General features: G+C 71.5%; 9 protein-coding genes and 3 pseudogenes. 10 read left to right on the forward strand and 2 right to left on the reverse strand.

From position 1 onward, the window contains the following. Positions 1-190: 190 nt before the first annotated feature. A pseudogene (locus AB0D04_RS29065) lies at positions 191-928 on the forward strand (transposase); the annotation flags it as partial. 424 nt (positions 929-1,352) lie between these two features. On the opposite strand, the gene AB0D04_RS29070 reads toward AB0D04_RS29065, so the two are convergent. Next, on the reverse strand, positions 1,353-3,281 hold the full coding sequence (locus AB0D04_RS29070) for a helix-turn-helix domain-containing protein (protein ID WP_362709126.1): 1,929 nt from the start codon (positions 3,279-3,281) through the stop codon (positions 1,353-1,355). A 355-nt stretch (positions 3,282-3,636) separates the two neighbouring features. On the opposite strand from AB0D04_RS29070, the pseudogene AB0D04_RS29075 reads away from it, so the two are divergent. Further along, positions 3,637-3,975: pseudogene (locus tag AB0D04_RS29075) on the forward strand (50S ribosomal protein L11 methyltransferase); the annotation flags it as partial. A gap of 267 nt (positions 3,976-4,242) precedes the next feature. Further along, positions 4,243-6,408 carry an aminodeoxychorismate synthase component I gene (pabB, locus tag AB0D04_RS29080; protein ID WP_362709147.1) on the forward strand — a complete coding sequence of 722 codons (2,166 nt, stop codon included), beginning with the start codon at positions 4,243-4,245 and terminating at the stop codon, positions 6,406-6,408. Between the two features lie 116 nt (positions 6,409-6,524). Here the strand turns inward: pabB and AB0D04_RS29085 are convergent, their stop codons facing one another. Then, a complete protein-coding gene (locus AB0D04_RS29085) occupies positions 6,525-7,469 on the reverse strand; it encodes a transaldolase family protein (protein ID WP_362709129.1) in 945 nt (314 codons plus the stop codon). A gap of 359 nt (positions 7,470-7,828) precedes the next feature. Here AB0D04_RS29085 and AB0D04_RS29090 point away from each other — a divergent pair, with 359 nt between their 5' ends. The 7 genes and pseudogenes from AB0D04_RS29090 to AB0D04_RS29120 all read left to right on the forward strand — a co-directional run. Beyond that, positions 7,829-8,470, forward strand: a complete 642-nt coding sequence (locus tag AB0D04_RS29090; protein WP_362709132.1) for an HD domain-containing protein — start codon at positions 7,829-7,831, stop codon at positions 8,468-8,470. Positions 8,471-8,592: 122 nt separating this feature from the next. Beyond that, positions 8,593-10,047: a vanadium-dependent haloperoxidase gene (locus AB0D04_RS29095; protein ID WP_362709134.1), complete on the forward strand. Its 1,455-nt coding sequence runs from the start codon at positions 8,593-8,595 to the stop codon at positions 10,045-10,047. A 271-nt stretch (positions 10,048-10,318) separates the two neighbouring features. Next, positions 10,319-11,347, forward strand: coding sequence for a 2,3-diaminopropionate biosynthesis protein SbnA (gene sbnA / locus AB0D04_RS29100; protein WP_362709137.1), 1,029 nt, complete (start codon positions 10,319-10,321; stop codon positions 11,345-11,347). A 3-nt stretch (positions 11,348-11,350) separates the two neighbouring features. Continuing rightward, on the forward strand, positions 11,351-12,358 hold the full coding sequence (sbnB, locus tag AB0D04_RS29105) for a 2,3-diaminopropionate biosynthesis protein SbnB (protein WP_362709140.1): 1,008 nt from the start codon (positions 11,351-11,353) through the stop codon (positions 12,356-12,358). Between the two features lie 2 nt (positions 12,359-12,360). Continuing rightward, the gene (locus AB0D04_RS29110) at positions 12,361-14,322 is read left to right on the forward strand and encodes an FAD/NAD(P)-binding protein (protein WP_362709142.1); all 1,962 of its coding nucleotides are present in this window, start codon (positions 12,361-12,363) and stop codon (positions 14,320-14,322) included. Beyond that, positions 14,319-15,878, forward strand: coding sequence for an L-lactate permease (locus tag AB0D04_RS29115; RefSeq protein WP_362709144.1), 1,560 nt, complete (start codon positions 14,319-14,321; stop codon positions 15,876-15,878). The genes AB0D04_RS29110 and AB0D04_RS29115 overlap by 4 nt, the downstream gene beginning before the upstream one ends. A gap of 89 nt (positions 15,879-15,967) precedes the next feature. Then, positions 15,968-16,900 (forward strand): annotated as a pseudogene (locus AB0D04_RS29120) (hydroxyacid dehydrogenase); the annotation flags it as partial. Between the last annotated feature and the right edge of the window lie 103 nt (positions 16,901-17,003).

Genomic DNA, 17,003 nt, shown 5'->3' on the forward strand with positions numbered 1-17,003 from the left:
CGACACAGCTGGGTGCCGGTGGCACATCGTCCCCGCCGTGTCCGGAAGACCACTGTGGATTTCGGCCGGGAAGCACCGAGCCACAGAGGCGAAGGGGGACGTCGTGAGTGGATCTGTTTCCACCGGACCAGCGACACGTACCGACGGGCAGGGAGGGAACCCGGTCCAGGCGGCAGTGGCCACGGAGCTGATGGGCTGCGTGCTGCCGCACGCCCTGCAGCGCAGGGACCAGCGCGCCAAGGGCGAGCAGTATGTGGGCGGCCTGTTGACGGTCGAGGGGCGCAAGTCCATGCGCAGCATCGCCACCCTGATCGGCGGCAGCGCCGCGGAGCAGAGCATGCATCACTTCATCAGCGCCTCCACATGGAACTGGAAGCCCGTGCGGGAGGCGCTCGCGCACTATCTGCACCGGCGCGCGGCGCCGCGCGCCTGGGTGGTCCAGCCCCTTGCCATCCCCAAGCTGGGCGACCGGTCGGTGGGCGTGGAGTCGCCCACCGGCGCAGCGACCGGCGGGCCGGTGGCGGGGCAGTACGCCCACGGTGTGTGGTTCGCGTCCGACGAGCTGAGCGCGCCCGTCAACTGGCGCCTGTTTCTGTCGAACCGCTGGACCGAGGACCCGGCCCGGCGCCGGCGTGCGGGCATTCCCGCGGAGGTGATCAGCGAGACGCGCGAGGAATGCGCGGCGGCATCCGTCCTGGAGGCCATGCGGACCTGGCAGGTGCCGACGCGGCCGGTGGTCTTCGACGTGGCCGGGGCCGACTTCCGTCGTCTGATCACCGGGTTCGACGCCGCCTCCGTTCCGCTGGTGGCCCGGGTGGGCGCCCTGACGGTTCTCGAAGTGGCCGAGCCCTCCCTGCCGGGCTACGGCGCGGGGCCGCTCGGCGTGCGCCACATCCTGGAGTCGGTCAAGGGACTGCGGCGCCCGGTCGAGTGGACCGACCACCTCACGGGGCGTCGGCACACCTCCCTGGTCGCCGCGATCCCGGTGACCCTGCCCGAGGGCGGACACCCGGCAACGGGCCGCCTCGCGCCGCCCGGTGTGCCACGGGACCGGCGGCCGCTGCTCGTCGTGGGGGAGTGGCAGGATCCCGCGCTGCCGCCGGCCGCCATCTGGCTCACCGGCATGACCCGGCTCCCGGCCCACGAGCTGCTGCACCTGACCAAGCTGGGCGGACGGGTTGCGCACGACGCCGAGACGGTGGGCGGTCGGGTCGGGCTGCGGGACTTCGAGGGACGGTCGTTCGGCGGCTGGCACCGCCATATGACGCTGGCGTCGGTGGCCCACGCCGTGACCGTGCTGTCGCGCGAGGCACGGGCCATGGCCCCCGTGTACGCGCTGCCCGCCCATCGGTTCAGCGGCGTACGGTCGAATCGGCGCCCCGCGCGGTCACGGTGTGGCGGATCCGGTGCAGCCGCAGCGCCAGCTGGACCTCAAGGAGCTGCTTGGCGTCCTGCCATCCATCGCCGAGGAGTTCGGTGATCCGCTCCAGCCTGCGGGCCACGGTGTTGGGGTGCACATGGAGGGTGTCGGCGGCACGGGTGGGGCTGCTGCCGTGCGCGAAATACGCCTCCAGGGTGCGGGTCAGTTCGGTGCCCTGCTGCGCGTCGTAGTCGAGGACCGGGCCGATGACGTCCGCGAGGAAGACCTCCGCGTTGGGCTGGTCGGACAACAGCAGCCCCAGGAAGCCCAGTTCACGTGTCGAGGCGGTGCCGCCGACCGAGCCGAGGGCGATCAGCGCGTCCACACACCGCTGCGCTTCCCGGAACATGTCGGTGAGGTCCTTGGCGTGGGTGACGGGGCCCGCCGAGCCGACCGTCGCCGGCTTGCCGAGTGCCGCGGACAGCTTCGCGGCCACGGCACGGCCGGCGGCCGCGGGGTCGGTCCCGGGCAGCAGCAGGACGATCTCGTCGCTCTCCACGCTGGTGACGCCGGCGCGCTGATGTGCGTAGGAGGAGGCCCAGAAGGCGGCCCTGCCGGGGGAGGCGTCCTCCGGCCGTGCCACCACGAGGACATGGGGCCGCCGGAGGTCGGCCGAGAGTCTGCGCGCGCGGTCGTCCAGCTGTTTGGCCGACAGCTGCCCCCCGTTGAGGAGGTCGTGGAACACATCGCTGCGGACCTGGCCCTCGGCGAGATTGGTGCTGCGCATCAGCAGGATGGACACGGCGGTGACCTGGGTGACCAGGGACAGCAGCGGGAACTGCCGCTCGCCGAGGGACTGTTCGGTGACAAGGACGAGCGTGCCGAGCAGCTCCTCGCCCGCCATGACGGGGCAGACCCAGGTGCCGTCGGAGGCCTCGACCGGCAGGTGCCCCGAGTGCGCCTCCATGGCGGCCCGGTGGATCTCGGTCTCGTCGAGCCCGGGGAGGGTGTTCGTGGTGAGGTGCGTGCCGCTGGGGTCACGCACCAGCAGCGTGCCGTCGAGCAGCTCGCCGGCCGCGTCGACCAGGGTGTGCAGATCGCCGCCGCGCAGCAGCAGATCGATCAGCCGGGTGTGCGCGGAGTTCAGCCGCCGGGCCGAAGTGGACGAGTCCTCGGCGCGGGAGGCGTGCAGGCTGAGTTCGCTCAGCTCGTGCTGGGCCCGGTCGAGCAGCCGGGTCTTCTCGATGGCCACCGCGGCCAGGTCCCCCAGCGACGACATCAGGGTGATCTCGTCCGGTGTGAACCGGCGGACCTGCCGCTGCGCCGCGTAGAGCACACCGAGAATCGTGCCCTCCTTGCGCAGCGGTACGGCGATCAGGGCGCGCAGGCCCTCGGCCCGCACCGCATTGTGGGTGACGTCCGCTTGGGGGATCCGCCGGTCGTTGAGGTAGTCGGCGGTCCAGACGGGGGCGGCGCGTTCGGTGACCAGGTTGCCGAGGCCGCCCGACGTCGGCACCCGCATGCCCACGCTAAGCATGCTGATGTGCCCGTCGGCGGCGCGCACCACCGAATCGCCGCTTTCGCGGTCGTGGATCGAGACCCAGGCCATGTCGAGGTTCAGCAGAAAGCGCGCCCGGCGCGCGATGACGTTGAGCAGACCGTCCAGGTCGTACGGCAGGGTCAGCTCCCGGGCGGTGTCGACGAGCGCCGACAGGCCGATCTGACGCCTGTGGTGCAGGGACATCACCTCGTGCACCTGCAGGGCCAGGCCCTTGGCCCGTTCCAGATGTTCGATGCGCGCGGGATCCGGGTCCGCGGCGCGGGCCCGGCGCACGGGCTCCTCGAAGCGGTCCGACGGCGCGTTTTCGGCCAGCAACTCCAGGAGTTCGATGAGCTCGTGCGATGCACTGGGCTCGCGCACGTCCGCTGTCCCTTCAGTGTGGCGATTTTCGCGGCACACGCCTGCCCGCGTCTGTGAAAAGTAGATGACCGAAACACGCCGAGTCAACAGATTGTTGAATTTAAACCCCAGGTCAGCATGGGGGTGGGTGGCGGGAGCACCGTCCCTTGCGGATCGGCCTGTTGCCGGACCACCTTCCGTCGCCCCCAGGTCAGACGTCATCGTCCTGCCGTACACCTGATGTTGAGCGATTACGACAAAGGGCTGCTAAAAGCTCTATTGGGGGACTGTAATGCCTTACATCCAGAGTTATGAGCGCTCACTCGAACGTAGCCAGATGTCCTTGACCAGGGACGACCGCCCGGACACCTTCCGCATGTGCGACAGGGAATGGGACCTGCTCGACGAGGTGTTCGCGCCTGTCTATTCGCCGTCCACCGGGGTGGGGGTCGACTTCCTCGGCCTCGCCGGCGACACTCCCGCCGAAGTGGGGCGCTCGTTTCTCGACGTCGGCACCGGAAGCGGGGTGATCGCGGTCCTCGCGGCCCTCGCCGGCGCGGACCGCGTCGTCGCCCTGGACATCAGCCCGAAGGCGGTGCGCAACGCGGAGCTGAACGCGGGACGCCACGGGGTCGCGGACCGGGTACGCGCCCTGCACAGCGACCTCTTCGACCGTCTCGACCCCGACGAGCGCTTCGACACGGTCTTCTGGAGCTCCAACTACGTGCTCGCGCCGGAGGGTTACGAATACGGCTCCCTCCACGAGTGCGCCTACGTCGATGCCGGGTACCGCACCCACCAGCGGTTCCTGGCCGAGGCTCCGGGCCGCCTCACACCGGGCGGCAGGGCGCTGCTCCACTTCAGCGGCCGCGGCGATCTGACCGCACTGCGCCGTATCGCTGCCGAGTGCGGTCGCGAGCTGCGCACGGTGGAGTGCGTCGAGGTGCTCGAAGGCGAGTACGGCAGCGATCTCGTCGAGCACATGCTGCTCGAAGTCGTCCCCGCCGACGCCGGCCCGGGAAGAAGCCACCCCGCGCGCACCCTGCTCGTCGACAACTACGACTCGTTCACCTACAACCTCTTTCACTACGTCACCGAGGCGACCGGCACCGAGCCGGCCGTCGTCCGCAACGACGACCCCGCCTGGCACGCCGACCTGCTGTCCGGATTCGACGCCGTCATCGTGTCGCCCGGACCCGGAAACCCGGGACGCGACGGCGACTTCGGCATCTGCCGGCAGCTCATCGAGCAGGCAGGGCGGGCCGAGGTGCCCCTCCTCGGCATCTGCCTGGGCCACCAGGGCATTGCCCTCGCCCACGGCGCCACGGTGGGCCGGGCGCCCGAGCCCTGGCACGGGCGCATCTCTCCCGTGCTGCACAACGGCGATGACCTGTTCCGGGGCATACCGTCACCGCTGGAGGCGGTGCGCTACCACTCGCTCGCGGTGACCGACCTGCCGCCCGAACTCGAGGCCATCGCCCACACCCCGGACGGTGTGCTGATGGGGCTGCGGCACCGGACCCGGCCGATGTGGGGAGTGCAGTTCCACCCCGAGTCCATCTGCACCGAGTACGGCAGGCGCCTCATCCGGAACTTCGTCGACCTCTCCGGTGAACGTGCCGGCCGCGCGCCGGCCCGTCCGGCACGGACCACGGCACGGGCCGCGGCGCCCACGCCCCCCCGGCCTGCGGCCCGGCGCGCGCTGCGAGTGCTGACCCGGCAGGTGGCCACGCTGTGGGGCGAGGAGGAGACGTACGACCGGCTCTTTCGCGGGCAGCCGCATGCGTTCTGGCTCGACAGCAGCGGTGACGCCCCGACGCGCGGGCGCTTCTCGGTCATGGGCGACGCCTCCGGGCCGCTGGCACGGGTGGCGACCGCCGATGTGTGGAGCGGCACGGTCACCGTGACCTCGCGGACCGGCACCGAGGTGGTGGGCGGCCGCTTCCTCGACTGGCTCGATCGCGACCTGCGCGCACAGCACACCCAACTCCCCGACCTGCCGGGCGACTTCGCGCTCGGCTGGGTCGGCTATCTCGGCTATGAGCTCAAGGCCGAGTGCGGCGGCGACGCCGTGCACCGCGCCACGGAGCCCGATGCCGTCATGGTGTTCACCGACCGCGCCCTCGTTCTCGACCATCGCACCGGCCGGACCCATCTGCTCGCCCTGATCGACGAGGACGGGCCGGCCGAGGACCACGAGCGGGCCCACGACTGGCTCACGGACACCGCCGCCCTCCTGACCGGCCCCGCCCCCGCGCCGCTCGCCCCGCCGGTGCCGCCCGCCGAACCGGCCGAAGCGGTGCTGCGCCACGACCGCGCCGCCTACCTGGAGCTGATCGACGCCTGCCAGAAGGAACTGGCCGCCGGCGAGACGTACGAGGTGTGCCTCACCAACCGGGCCGAAGTGCGCGGCGGCGTCGACCCGTGGGAGGGATACCGGCTGTTGCGCCGGGCCACCCCCGCGCCGTTCGCGGCGCTGCTGCAGTTCGACGGGCTCTCGGTGCTCAGCAGCTCGCCCGAGCGGTTTCTCAGGGTCTGCGGCGACGGCCTGATCGAGTCCAGGCCGATCAAGGGAACCCGGCCGCGCGGCGCCACCGCCGGGGAGGACGCCGCGCTCGTCGCCGATCTGCTCGGCAGCGAGAAGGACCGCGCCGAGAACCTGATGATCGTCGACCTGGTGCGCAACGACATCGGCCGCTGCGCCCGCCCCGGCACCGTCGAGGTCACCGGCCTGTTCGAGGTGGAGAGCTATGCGACCGTGCACCAGCTGGTCAGCACGGTGCAGGGCCGGCTCGCTCCGGGGCACAGCGCGGTGGACTGTGTGCGCTTCGCGTTCCCGGCCGGTTCCATGACCGGCGCCCCGAAGGTGCGCACCCTGCGCATCATCGACCGGCTGGAGGGCGGACCGCGCGGTGTCTACTCCGGTGCGCTCGGCTACTTCTCGCTCTCCGGGGCGGCCGACCTCAGTGTGGTGATCCGTACCGCCGTCGTCACCGCCGAGCGCGTCACCTACGGCGTCGGCGGCGCGATCGTCACGCTGTCCGACGCGGCGGCGGAGTTCGAGGAGACCGTGGTCAAGGCCGCGCCGCTGCGGATTCTGACCGGGGCGGAGCTGTCGCGGCCGGGTGCGCGTGAGGCCGTCTCGTGAACTCCCGCGGCGAGGAACCTGCGTGAGATCCGGCCGAAACCGGCCCCGCCGGCGCGCCCCCTGTGCCCTGGCGGCCACGGGGGAACCCCACCGGTGCCGGTTTCGGCGGGGCCTCGTCATCGTCGGAGCGCGGCGCTCCAGGCACGGCGGCGGCGCATCAGTTCCGCGGTGACGGCCTCGTCGGCCGTGACGCGACCGGACCCGGTGGGCGTGAGCGCGGCCAGCTCGCGCTCGCCCTCCCGATGCCTGTTCAACAGCGCGTCACCGGCCAGCTCGCTGGTCCACGCCGTCTCTTCGAGCGTCCGGGGCGCGAAGACCATCCCCGTGTTCCAGCCGACCAGGCGGGCCGCGTGGTGGGGCCGCAGATCCGTCCACAGCAGCGCCGGCGGAGGGGCCTGAGCGGCCCTGAGGACCCCCCACCAGGTGCTGTCGAGGCGCCGCTCCCGCAGCCGGTAGAGCAGCCGCGCCGTGGCGACACCGGCCGCCGAGGGCGCCGCCAGACCGTCGACGAGGTTCACCGGACACGACAGGACGGTCCTGATGCTCTGCAGGGCATGGCCCGTGATCAGGGCCCGTTCCATCCCGGTCAGGAACGCGTCGAAGACCCGGTCGCACTGCCGCGTGGTGCAGATCAGCGTGGCGTCCACGGGCAGACCGTGGGCCAGGCACTCCGCCATGGCCTCGGCCCCCGCCTCCGTGGCGGGAATCTGCACCAGGAGGTTCTCCCGGCCCACGGCGCTCCGCAGCGCGCGCGAGGCCGACACGAGGCCGTCCGCGTCGTGGGCGAGTGCCGGGTCGAGCGGCGCGGACACATGACCGGCGGGGCCGCCCTGTGGCGAGGGCGGATCTTCCAGGCGTTCGCACAGCAGGCGCACGGCCGCGAGGTCGGGCGGCACATCGCCGTGCAGGGCCACGCCCCGCACGGATCCCGGAGTGGCGGCGAGGGCGTACGGAAGGAGCTGAGCCGGGTCACCACTTGTCGACCGGTCCGGCGTCAGCCATGACTGGACGCCCTCGCAGGCGAGTTGCTCAAGAAATCCGATCGCCGTTTGGCTGATCATGCCCCGGAGCCTAGGCAGGGCCCGTCGACACGGCCAGCCGGATTTCCGTCCTTTGTCACCTGGCCGGCGGGACCGGCCTCGCCTACCCGGACAGACCGGGCCGGACGGTCCCGTCCGCGCCGGGACTGTGTCAGGTCGCACCCCGCACGGCACGCATTCCGCCGGCTCCCCACGGCATGTGACGAAGTCGCCTCGGCGGCACACCGGGGCGCCGGGTGCCGCCCTACTGTCGTGTTCGCCGACGACGCGGCACGGAACGCGTCCGCCGGACGTACGGACACCGCCGTCCCCGTATCCCGTACGCCCCGGTCGGCCCTCAACTCCTTGCTGATTTCCCTGCCTTCATTTCAGGAGCGCCCATGACCAGTGCCGACATCGCCGACATCACCGTTCCCGACAGTGCCCTGGCCAAGGAGGCCACGGAGCTGGTGCGCGACACGGCCGACGAGCTGATCTTCCACCACTCCCGCCGGGTCTACCTCTTCGGCGCCCTGCAGGGGAACCGGCGCGATCTCGCGTACGACCCCGAACTGCTCTACGTGGGCGCCATGTTCCACGACCTGGGCCTGACCGAGAAGCACCGCGGCTCCACCCGCCGCTTCGAGATCGACGGCGCCGAGGACGCCAAGGAGTTCCTGCTCTCGCACGGTGTCCCGCAGGACTCGGCCCGCGTCGTGTGGGAGGCCATCGCCCTGCACACCACTCCCGAGATCCCCGCCTACATGGCCCCGGAGACCGCCCTGGTCACCGCCGGCGTCGAGCTCGACGTCCTGGGCATCGGCTACGACGACATCACCGACGAGCAGCGCGCCGCCGTGGTTGCGGCCCACCCGCGCCCCGACTTCAAGCGCCGCATCCTGCAGGCCTTCAACGGCGGTATCGCCCACCGCCCCGACACCACCTTCGGCAACGTCAAGGCCGATGTCCTCGAGCGCTACACCGAGGGCTATGTGCGGCCGAACTTCGTCGACGTCATCACCGGCTCGCGCTGGTCCGAGTGACCGACTGCCTGCCCTTGCACCCACACCACCCACAGAGAAAGGCCGTGTGACACCTCATGAAGTCCTTCCGGCCCCAGGCAGCCGCATTCCGGCGATGGGCAGTCTTCGGCACCCTCACCGCCGTGACCCTCACCACCGCGGTCACCGGCCCCGCGTCCGCGGCGTCGGACGACACCTCGGCGGACCCGGCTGCGGTCCGGTCCGCCGCCGGCGCCGGCAATGCCGTCGTGCAGTGGAACGAGCAGACCGTCGCCGCCATGAAGGCCAACTCGAAGGCCACCGGGCACAACACCCCGCCGCCGGTCGGCGGCCGCACCCTCGGCATCGTCCACAACGCGATATACGACGCCTGGGCCGCGTACGACCGCCGTGCCGTGGGCACCCAGCTCGGCGACGACCTGCGCCGCCCGCACGCCGAGCGGACGTACGCCAACAAGCGCAAGGCGATCAGCTTCGCGGCGCACCGTGCGCTCAGCGACCTCTTCCCGGCCCAGAAGGCCACCTTCGACGAGAAGCTGCGCGCTCTGGGCTATGACCCGGCCGAGGCGGAGGGGGCCAAGGCCACCTCGCCGGTGGGCGTTGCCCTCGCCGCCACCGACGCCCTCCTCAAGGTCCGTCACGAGGACGGCTCCCACCAGCTCGGCGACCCCCCGTACTCCCCGCCCCCGGGCACCTACACGCCGGTCAACGCACCCCAGGACGTCAACCACTTCGACAAGGACAAGCTGGTCGCCCCGGACCGCTGGGCTCCGCTGATCACCGCCGACGGCAAGACGCAGGCCTTCATCACTCCGCAGTTCGCCGACGCCAAGCCGTTCCTGATCAACGACACCGCCGCCTACGTGCCGCCCGCCCCGCCCAAGTACGGCACCCCCGAGGCCGATGCGGCGATCAACAAGCAGATCGAGCGCAACGCGCACCTCACCGAACGGCAGAAGGCGATCGCCGAGCACTGGCAGTGGCCGGGAGAGTCCTCCTCGTCGATCCCCCAGGTCTGGGCGACGTTCGTCTCCCAGCGCGACCACCACTCCCTCGACGAGGACGTGAAGCTGTTCTTCGCGCTGAACATCGCCGAGGCGGACGAGGCGGTCGTCGACTGGAAGACCAAGCGGGACTTCGACTACGGCCGTCCGATCACGATGATCCGGTACGCCAAGTCCGGTCAGGAGATCAAGGGCTGGGCCGGTCCCGGCAAGGGCACGCAGACCATCGACGGCGCGAAGTGGCGGCCGTATCTGAACACCCCGTCCTTCGCGGCCTACGGCTCCGGGCACACCGGATTCACCGCGGCGGGCGCCGAGATCCTCAAGCGGTTCACCGGCTCCGACTCCTACGGGGGCACCGGTGTGATCAAGGCCGGCTCCTCGACGATCGAGCCCGGGATGCCGTCCACCGATGTGAACCTCAGCTGGCCGACGTTCTCCGACGCCGCCACCGAGGTCGGATACTCGCGCCTGTGGGGCGGTGTGCACTGGGAGTTCGACCACACCGAGGCCGACGCCCAGGGCCGCAAGCTCGCCCGTGACGTCTGGGCCGAGTCCCAGCAGTACTTCAACGGCACCCACCCGGACGCCTGACCCTGACGCTTACCTGCCCGTGCCGAAAGGGCCGGCCGCCTTCCCCTGCCCGGGGGAGGCGGCCGGCCCTTCGTCGTGCTGCGGCGGGGCCGGGCGCCGCCATTCGGTCAACTACCGCCCGGAATATGTCAGGTCACCGGTTACCGAATCCGCCTTCCTCTTTTCCGGTGACGCTGTCTGATGAAGTGTCGAGGCCCGATTGATCGGCATGGCGACGACGCGGCAAGGTCGGGGAATCCGCTGTTCGCATTTCCCAGAAGGACGAGGTCCGATGCTTTATCGGAATGCTCATGAACTGGTCCTGGACAGCGTCTTCCTGGACCTGAGCGGATTTATTCCGCATGTTGATCTCAAACTGAAAATCGAGGGTCTCAATCCGGCGGGATCCATCAAGATCAAGGCCGCTGTCGGGCTGCTCGAGGACGCGGAGCGCAAAGGAACCCTCAAACCGGGCGGACGTGTCATCGAATCGTCCTCCGGAAACCTCGGCATCGCCCTCAGCTCGATGTGCGCCGCGCGGGGCTACTCCTTCATCTGTGTCGCCGACCCGAACACGTCGCAGCAGAGCATCGGCCTGATGGAGGCATTCGGCGCGGATGTCGTCGTGGTGACCGAGCGCGACGCCAACGGCGGCTATCTGCAGACGCGGATCGACTACCTCCACGAGCGGCTGCGCGAGGACCCCTCGCTGGTCTGGCCGAACCAGTACGCCAACCCGGCCAATCCGCGGGCCCATTACGAACGCACCGCGGCATCCATCGTCCAGCAGGGGTGGCAGATCGACCACCTCTTCATCGGCGCCGGCACCACCGGAACCCTGATGGGCTGCACCGACTACTTCCGGGAGCATTCGCCGGACACCCGGATCACCGCCGTGGACGCGGTGGGTTCGGTGACATTCGGTGCGCCGCCCGGAAAGCGGCACATTCCCGGTCTCGGTACCAGCAGACGGCCCGAGATCTTTCGGTCCGGGAGGGTCGACGAGGCCATTTTGATCCCGGAGTTCGAGGCGGTGCGGATGTGCCGGCGACTCGCCACGGAGCGCGGAATCGCGCTGGGCGGGTCGACGGGTTCGGTGCTTGCGGCCGTCGAGCGCAGCAGCGACCGCATCGAGCCGGGCTCCTGCGTGGTGGCCATCGCGCCCGATATCGGCGACCGCTATCTCGACACCATTTACGACGACGTGTGGGTCTACGAACGGTTCGGCCGACTCGATTCGGGCCCGCGCGGCTCCCGGAACACCCACCAGAAATCCGACAACGAGCCGGGGCGCGCCGCTGCCCTCGCAGTGAAGGGATAACCCATGTTCGAGTTCAGTGTCATCGGCGGCAGGACCGCCCGGGACATCATCAAGCGCAGCAGGAAGCAGATCGTCGAGGAGGTGCGCGCCACCTACCTGGCACACGAGGACGGCGACTCCGTCAACCCCAACAGCTACTTCCTGCGCTTCCCCGAGAAGCCGGACAGCCGCATCATCGCCCTGCCCGCCTATCTCGGCGGTGCGTACAACGTGGCGGGGATCAAGTGGATCAGCAGCTTCCCCGGCAACATCAAGAACAAGGTGCCCCGCGCCTCGGCGGCCCTGCTGCTCAACGACTACGAAACCGGCTACCCGTTCGCCTGCCTGGAGGCGTCCCAGATCAGCGCGGCCCGCACCGCCGCCTCCGCGGTCCTTGCCGCCGAGGAGCTGACCGGCCGGCGCACCGCCGCGCGGCTGACGATCGTGGGCGCCGGGATCATCGCCCGGAACATCCTGGAGTTCTTCCAGGCCCAGGAGTGGGACGTCGACGACCTCGTCATCCACGACCGCATCCCCGAGTACGGCCAGGCGTTCGCCGACTACGCCGGCGCCGACCTCGGCTACCCGGCGCGCATCGAAGCGGACCTCAAGACCGCCGTGGACGGCGCCGACCTCGTGGTCTTCGCCACCACCGCGGGCGAGCCCTACGTCCTGGACCCCGCCGCGTTCGCGCCCGGCCAGATCGTCCTGAACATCTCGCTGCGGGACATCGGCCCCGAGATCATCGCCGCCGCCCAGAACGTCCTGGACGACATCGGCCACTGCATGACGGCCAACACCTCCCCCCATCTGGCGGAACAGAAGTACGGCCACCGGGAGTTCATCGCCGGCACCCTCGCCCAGGTGATCCGCGGCGAGGTCGAGGTCGCCACCGACCGGCCGGTGATCTTCTCCCCGTTCGGTCTCGGCGTGCTCGACCTCGCGGTCGGCACCCACGTCTACCGCACGGCGCAGGAGTCCGGCGAGGCCGTCGAGATCTCCGACTTCTTCGGCGAAACCCAGCGGTGGTAATCATGACCCGCACCTCCGCCCCGACCCCCGCGCGCGCCCACGCCCCCGCGATCGGCATCTGCGTCATCGGACTCGGCTCCCGTGGCATCGGCGTACTCGAGCGCCTCATCACTCTGACCTCCGCCCCCGAATGGGACGAGTGCCCCGTCACCGTCGACCTCGTCGACCCGACCTGCGACGGCACCGGTCTGCACGACCCGGAACAGCCCGACTACCTCCTGCTCAACACGGTCTGCAGCCAGGTCTCGCTCTTCCCCGAGGAAGCCACCGTCGGCCGGGCCGTCGGCGACCGCGGTCCCACGCTGCACGAGTGGGTGCGCGAGCGCGGACTGCGCCTGGCCGACGACGGGTTCACCCTCGCGGCCCAGGGCCGCGACATCCGCCCGGACGACTATCTTCCGCGCCGGATACTCGGCGACTACCTGTCCTGGTTCCTGCAGCGGACCCTGGACCGCGCCCCCGCGCACCTGAACATCCGGCTGCACCCGGCCACCGCGACCGCACTGACCGACACCGACGGCGACCTGCGCGCCATCACCCTGGACAACGGCACGGTGCTGCGCAGCCGCTACGTCTTTCTCACCACCGGGCACACCCCGCCCCCGGCCCCGGCGCAGACCCCCGGCGAGCACCGCCGGATCCGCTCGCCCTACCCGCCGGCGCGGCAGTTCGCGCAGGTCGCGCCCGAGCACACCATCGCCCTGGCCGGCACCGGCCTGTCCGGGATGGACGCCCTGGCCGCGCTCACCCTGGGCCGCGGCGGCCGCCATACCCTCCACGACGGCATACGGAAGTACGTGCCCAGCGGCCGCGAGCCCCGCATCCTGCTGTACTCCCGCACCGGGCTGCCGTTCCGCGCCCGCCCCGCCGCCAACCGCGAGGGCGCCTTCACCCCGCTCGTGCTCACCGGGCAGAGCATCGACCGGCTGCGCACCGAGGCGTCCGACGGCGCCCTGAGCCTGCACGGGGACCTCGTACCGCTGGTGTGCACCGAGATGCGCGTCGCCTTCCACCGCCGCTGCGCCGCCCTCCTCGGCGACGACCGGGCTGTGCTGTCCCGGGGGACATCCCCCGGACCCCCGGCCGCGACCGAGGAGTCCCTGCGGGCCGCGGCGCACGCGGGGACGCTGCACGCGGAGCTCGACCGTCTGGATGCCGAACACCGCGCAGAATTCGGCGAGTTCGTCCCGGAGCGGGTGCTGTTCCCCGTCCCCGACACCCTGACCGACAGCGCGGCCTACCAGAACTGGTACACCGCGGCCCTGGAGGCCGATCTGCGGGAGGCCGCCAAGGGCCTTGGCGCCAGCCCGCTCAAGTCCGCCCTCGAAGTGCTGCGCGATCAGCGGGACATCCTGCGCTACGCCGTCGACTTCGGCGGCCTGGACGCAAAGTCGCACGACGAGTTCTACGGAGCCTTCACCGCGGTCCTCAACCGCTCGGTGACCGGACCGCAGCTGGAACGGCACGGCGAACTGCTGGCCCTGGTCCGCGCCGGCGTCGTCGAGGTGCCCTTCGGCCCCGAGCCGGAGGTGGTCCGGGACGAGACCACCGGGTCCTGGCGCCTGACCTCGACCCGTCTCGCCGAGGCCCGCACCGAGCGCGCGCACTGGCTGTGCCAGGCGACCTCGGGTCAGCCCGACGTGGCACACACCGGCAGTGCGCTCCTCGCCAACCTGCGCGAGAGCGGCCGCATACGCCGCCACCGCGCGGCACAGGCACCGAGCAGCCGTGGCGTCGACATCACCCCCGGCCAGCACCCGGTCGGCCGTGACGATTCCGTGGACACCCGGATGTGGATCCTCGGTCCGCTCTGCGAAGGTGCCACGTTCTACAACCACTACGTCCCCTCGCCCGGTGGCGTCTCGCGCGCGCTCCTGGACGCGGACCGCTGCGTCCGCGCCCTGCTCGACGCGGTCCGCCCCACGGGCGACCGCCCGCTCGCCGTTGCGGAGGCCGCCCGATGAACGCGATCCTGGCCACTCTGCCCATCCTGGTGACCCTCGGCCTGCTGGCGGCCAAGGTACGCGCCCTGTACGCCGCGCTGACCGCCCTGGGCACCGCGGCGGCACTCACCGCCACGGTGTTCCGCACCCCCCTGGCCGAACTCGCCGGGGCCCAGCTGCACATGCTGCCCACGCTCGTCGAGCTGGCCGCGATCCTGTTCGGCGGCATCCTGCTCAGCGAGCTGATGTCCCGCTCCGGTGCCCAGGCCCGGCTCGGCGACCGGCTCGGCGGAGCCTGCCACTCGCCCGTCCGCTCCGTGCTGCTCATCGTGTTCGGGGTGACGCCGTTCGCCGAGTCGCTCACCGGGTTCGGCATCGGCGTGGTCGTCGCGATCCCGCTGCTGCGCCAACTCGGCCTGGCACCGGCCAAGGCCGCCGTGGCAGGGCTCCTCGGGCTGGTCACGGTGCCCTGGGGTTCGCTCGCGCCGGGCACCCTGGTCTCCGCCGACCTCGGCGGAGTCGACTTCCAGGACCTCGGTGTCGTATCGGCTCTGCTGTCCGCCCCGGTCTTCCTGATCTGCGGCGCCGCGGCGCTCGCCGTCTCCTTCGGGGCGCGCCGCGCGGTGGCCTCGGCAGGCGAACTGCTGCTGGCCGCGGGCACGTTGTGGGTCACGGTGTGGGCGGTGAACACCTTCATCGGCGTGCCGCTGGCCGGTGTCCTCGGTGGTCTCGCCACCATCGCCGTGCTGCTGCTCCTCTCCCGCCGGCAACAGCACCGGGACGGCCCGGACGCAGACGGAAGGCGCCCGGAACCGGTGGGCCGCGCCCTGGCCCCGTACGTCTTCCTCGTGGTCGGCCTGCTCATCGGCCGCGCGGCGCTGGCGGCGGCGGGCGTCCAGGAGGGCTGGTGGACGGTGATCGCCGGTCCGGCCGGGTGGCTGCTGCTGACCACGGCACTCGCGCCGCGGCTGCTCGGCGCCCCGGGACCGGTGCTGGCCGACGCGGCGCGCACGGCCACCGCCCGCTGGTGGCAGGTGACCCTGACGACCATGGTCTTTCTCGTCCTCGGCACCCTGCTGACGGTGACCGGCATGAGCCGGGAGATGGCCGAAGCCTGCGCCGCACTCGGCCCCGCCTACCTGATGCTCGCCCCCTGGATCGGTGCCGCCGGCGGGTTCCTGGCCGGTTCCAACACCGGGGCCAACGCGATGTTCGCCGCCAGCCAGGGGGCCACCGCCCATGTGCTCGGCTACCCGGCGATCCAGCTCGTCGGCATCCAGAACGTCAGCGCTGCCCTGGCCTCCGGAGGCTCGGTGGCCCGTGTGGTGCTCGCGGCCGAGCTCGCCACCAACGCGCCGGGCCCGCACGGCTCTTACGGCACCGAGGCGCCCACGGAACCCGCATCACAGCGGCCCGGCCCGGCCACGGGCACCAAGACAGCGGTCCGCGAGGCCACCGAGCGGACCACCGCACAAGACGCCGCGCCGGTGAGCACGGGCCGGGTGCTGCGCACCGTGCTCGGCACGCACGCCGCGGTGTTCCTGGTGCTCGGCACCATCGCCCTGCTGTGGCGCTGACCTGCACCCGCCCTCCCGCACACCCCACCCCGTACATCGCGACCGACCCCCCAGCGGCCGCAAGGCCGCTCCCCACCGGAGGCAACACCATGCCCAGGCCCGTCGTACTGATCGCCGACCAGCTCTCGCCCGCCACCGTCGACGCGCTCGGCCCGGAGGTCGAGGTCCGCCACTGCGACGGCACGGACCGCGCGCGGCTCCTGGCCGCCGTCGCCGACGCCGACGCGCTTCTGGTGCGCAGCAGCACACAGGCCGACGCCGAAGTGATCGGCAGGGCAGGCCGTCTGAAGGTCATCGGGCGGGCCGGGGTCGGCCTCGACAACGTCGACATTCCCGCCGCCACCGCCGCGGGAGTCCGGGTGGTCAACGCACCGGCCGCCAACGTGGTCAGCGCCGCGGAGATGACGTGCGCCCTGATCCTGGCGGTGGCCCGCAACCTGCCGCAGGCCGATGGGGCGCTGCGCCAGGGATCCTGGCAGCGCAGCCGCTTCACCGGCGTCGAACTCGCCGGCAAGACGCTCGGCATCGTGGGTCTGGGCCGCATCGGCCGCCTCGTGGCAACCCGCCTCGCCGCCTTCGACATGGAGGTCATCGCCTACGACCCGTATGTGACGTCCACCGAAGGCGGCATCCCCCTGGTCACACTCGGCGAGCTGCTGGACCGCTCGGACTTCGTGACGGTCCACCTTCCCAGGACCGCGGAGACCGTCGGCCTGATCGGCGCGGCCGAGCTGCGTCGCGCCAGGTCGAGCGCGTATCTGATCAATGTCGCGCGTGGCGGCATCATCGACGAGGCCGCGCTCCACGCCGCGCTGCGCGCCGGCGAGATCGCGGGCGCCGCCCTCGACGTCTTCGAGAACGAGCCGTGCACCGACTCGCCGCTCCTCGGCCTCGACAACGTCGTGGCCACCCCGCACCTGGGCGCCGGGACCACGGAGGCCCAGGAGAAGGCGGGTGTCACGGTCGCCGAGTCGGTCGTACGTGCCCTGGCCGGTGAGCCGGTGCCGGACGCGGCGAACGTACCGGACCGGGTGTCCGAGGAGACCGACCGTCTGCGGCCCCCGCTGGCGGAACTCAGCCGCTGACCCAGCCGGCCGGGGCGGGCCGCGTCGTCGGCGACGCGGC

It is taken from the genome of Streptomyces sp. NPDC048483, assembly GCF_040651455.1.
Classification (GTDB): Bacteria; Actinomycetota; Actinomycetes; order Streptomycetales; family Streptomycetaceae; genus Streptomyces.

Coding starts and splice junctions, on each gene's coding strand:
- AB0D04_RS29090 (WP_362709132.1), top strand. CDS start 7,829: ATGACCAGTGCCGACATCGCCGACATCACCGTTCCCGACAGTGCCCTG.
- AB0D04_RS29085 (WP_362709129.1), bottom strand. CDS start 7,469: ATGATCAGCCAAACGGCGATCGGATTTCTTGAGCAACTCGCCTGCGAG.
- AB0D04_RS29110 (WP_362709142.1), top strand. CDS start 12,361: ATGACCCGCACCTCCGCCCCGACCCCCGCGCGCGCCCACGCCCCCGCG.
- pabB (WP_362709147.1), top strand. CDS start 4,243: ATGCTGCTCGAAGTCGTCCCCGCCGACGCCGGCCCGGGAAGAAGCCAC.
- sbnA (WP_362709137.1), top strand. CDS start 10,319: ATGCTTTATCGGAATGCTCATGAACTGGTCCTGGACAGCGTCTTCCTG.
- sbnB (WP_362709140.1), top strand. CDS start 11,351: ATGTTCGAGTTCAGTGTCATCGGCGGCAGGACCGCCCGGGACATCATC.
- AB0D04_RS29115 (WP_362709144.1), top strand. CDS start 14,319: ATGAACGCGATCCTGGCCACTCTGCCCATCCTGGTGACCCTCGGCCTG.